General features: G+C 50.9%; 3 protein-coding genes. All 3 read left to right on the forward strand.

Annotated elements, in window-relative coordinates; all coding sequences use genetic code 11:
- Positions 1-1,778, forward strand: a 1,778-nt coding sequence (locus HRF49_11480) for a hypothetical protein (GenBank protein ID MEP0815268.1), incomplete at its 5' end; no start/stop codon positions are given.
- Between the two features lie 297 nt (positions 1,779-2,075).
- Positions 2,076-2,222 (forward strand): hypothetical protein, encoded by a 147-nt coding sequence (locus HRF49_11485; GenBank protein MEP0815269.1) that lies wholly within the window; start codon positions 2,076-2,078, stop codon positions 2,220-2,222.
- A gap of 107 nt (positions 2,223-2,329) precedes the next feature.
- Complete coding sequence (locus HRF49_11490) at positions 2,330-2,566, forward strand: hypothetical protein (GenBank protein ID MEP0815270.1); 237 nt, start codon at positions 2,330-2,332, stop codon at positions 2,564-2,566.
- Positions 2,567-2,710: the final 144 nt, after the last annotated feature.

Genomic DNA, 2,710 nt, shown 5'->3' on the forward strand with positions numbered 1-2,710 from the left:
ATTCCAGCTTCGCGGATTACACGCCGTCATCCGGCGTCGCGCTTACGGAATATTCCACGCCCGGACGCTACGACGCGGTATTGCGCGTCACCGACGACGGAGGAGCGACAAATCAAATCACGGTATCGATTTTTATCACAATGGCGCAGAATAATCCTCCGATAATCACCGCTTCAGTGACACCGAAAATTGGCACCGCACCATTTACGGCCTATTTTGTGGCGGGAGCAACCGACACCGATGGGACAATAGTTTCCTACGAGTGGGACCTCGGTGACGGCGTCTTTCATGATTTTACCTCTACTCAGGGCAGCACAAGCCATTTATATACAGCCGAAAATGCTGGCGACAATCTTGCAATTCTCAGGGTAACCGACAATGCCTTTGCAAGTACTGTAAAATGGATAAGCATTTACGTTATATCCCAGGGTGGTTCCAGCGATCCCCTGCCCCCGGTTGCTTCCGCTCAGGCCTGGCCCGAAATTGGCGATGCACCTTTTGAAACAACTCTAGTCTGTAATCGTTCCTATGATCCAGACGGGCAAATTGTAAAATATGAATGGGATTTCGAAGGCGACGGCATATTCGATTGGGAAGCACCTCAGCCGCAACATGTATTGCACACCTATGATTCGGGGATTTGGAATGCGGTTCTGCGGGTCACTGACAATGATGGCTTGTTTGCAACAAGTACCATAGCACTGATATCCAACTCAACCTCGCTGAATTGGCAGAAACAGGTTGTGGATCAACTTCCAGCCGGAAGCGATTTTCAGTATCAGTACGGGATTGGAATGGCAACATCGCCGACAAACGGAGAGCTTTGCGTTACTTATCCGGTTGACGATTCAAGCTACAATGCCGAATATACCAATAACAGGCTGCGCTTTGCCTGGAGATCCCCGACGGGAAGCGTCAACATGGAAGATTTCTCAGTCCCAAATACTAATGTTTATGGCGCGGCAAGGCCCGTTTTTGCTCCCGATGGAACGCTATACATTGCAACATCATTGAATCCCAGAATGAGCAGTTTTTACGAGTTGGTTTTCTTGGAGCGAAGTCTGCTTGGCGATATAGACGTTTTCCACGTGGATGGCACTTCAACGCCCCCCAAGTTTGGGAAAAATTGGTTCGATGTAAATTCCTCAGGAAGCGTTGGCTTGCTGTACAAACCCAACAGCCTAGAGGAGCAGTATGTGTTTTATGAACGCAATGGGCAAGACGAGACTACTGTGAATCCATTCGGAGATTATCCGGATTCCGGCTTTGCCTTATTCGATTTAAGGTACTTGGAGGATGTTCCGGAAATTCTGACCAGCCAGTCAAACCTCTATGTATACTCCAGAGCAGGTGAGACATTCAGTCGAGAGCTTTTAGTGCTTGATTGGAATGGAGATTCTTTGGTTTCCGCCGTCAATGGAGTGTTTGGAGTTCATTTGAGTGTAAAAAGCAACCAACTTTGGCGGTATTTCAAGGACAATGGTGTTTGGCAAGGATCGCCTTTAGTCTTTCAAAGCTATGAATACGCAGATTCGCCTCCAATTGAAATGACAGCGCAAAACGGAAACTGGTGCTATCTGATATCCGCCAATTACGGGGTGAAGAAGCCAGCACTTGTTTATGATTATGGCTCAGGTTACATCTTGGAGCCGATCGCGGAAAACATGGACAACTTTTCATATTGCGCTATTTCGGCCTCAGAATCGCAAATTTACGTGGCGGGATACAACAGGGATACCCTGACATTGACGCTTTACGTTCGCGATGCGCCGTTGTGAACACTTGCAAAAGATGTTAAAACTTGTGAAACCTCAAACTTGAGTAGATATAATCGCTGCGGAAAAGGTATACATATGTTGGCTATCTGCAGAGCGCCAAAAAATCTACTTTTAAGGAGTTAAAAGCATGGCTGATGTAACGTGGGAAACGACGGGTACGGCGGAAATTCAGCCGAAAACCGTCACAGACAAGAGCATCGTTCCGAACGGAACGGGCGATCTGGAGTTTGCCTGTCTCCTGAACGCGCGATAAAAAAAATCCCCGCGGGAGCTTGTACCGCGGGGAGCCTCGATTAAATGCGGTTGCCGCCGCCGCGCTACTTCTTCTTTGCGGCGGGCTTCGCGGCCTTCTTCGCCGCTGGCTTGGCGGCGGGCTTCGCGGGCATCTTCTTCTCGGCGGGTTTCTTGCAGCAGGGCATGGCGAACCTCCAGAATCGAAAGTGACTGCCGCGTCGAATATACGCGCAATCGCGCGCGGGGCGCGCGATTTGCGCGCGTGTGAAGAATGTCGCATGCCGCGGGTAGCAATACGCGGGGGAAAGGAGAAAGCGATGAAGATAAACGACTACGCGGACCTGCGCAGGCACGTCGGGAAAAACATAACCTGCACCTACGACACGGGGGCGGCGATAACGGGAGAGCTGCTGCTGTGCAAGCCGGCAAGCGGGCCGGTGCTGGTCGTCGTGATGAAAAACGCGGACATATGCGCGCCGGACGGGAGCATAATCGAGCACCATCCCGGATTCAGCTTCGTCCCGAACGTGCAGGTTGGGATCGAGGCGGAGTAGTTTGGGAGTGCACCGGCCTACCGGTGCCGAAAATGCGATTACAAACAAAGCACCGGCTCAAGCGTGCATTCCGCCATCGCTAAGCATATGTTTTCTCTTTTGGGAGTGCACCGGCCTACCGGTGCCGAAAATGCGATTACATAC

Source organism: bacterium (assembly GCA_039961635.1).
Lineage (GTDB): Bacteria > 4484-113 > 4484-113 > JAGGVC01 > JAGGVC01 > JABRWB01.

Excerpts from the sequence above, each read along its gene's own strand:
- HRF49_11490 (MEP0815270.1), top strand. The coding sequence starts at position 2,330 with ATGAAGATAAACGACTACGCGGACCTGCGCAGGCACGTCGGGAAAAAC.
- HRF49_11485 (MEP0815269.1), top strand. The coding sequence starts at position 2,076 with ATGCGGTTGCCGCCGCCGCGCTACTTCTTCTTTGCGGCGGGCTTCGCG.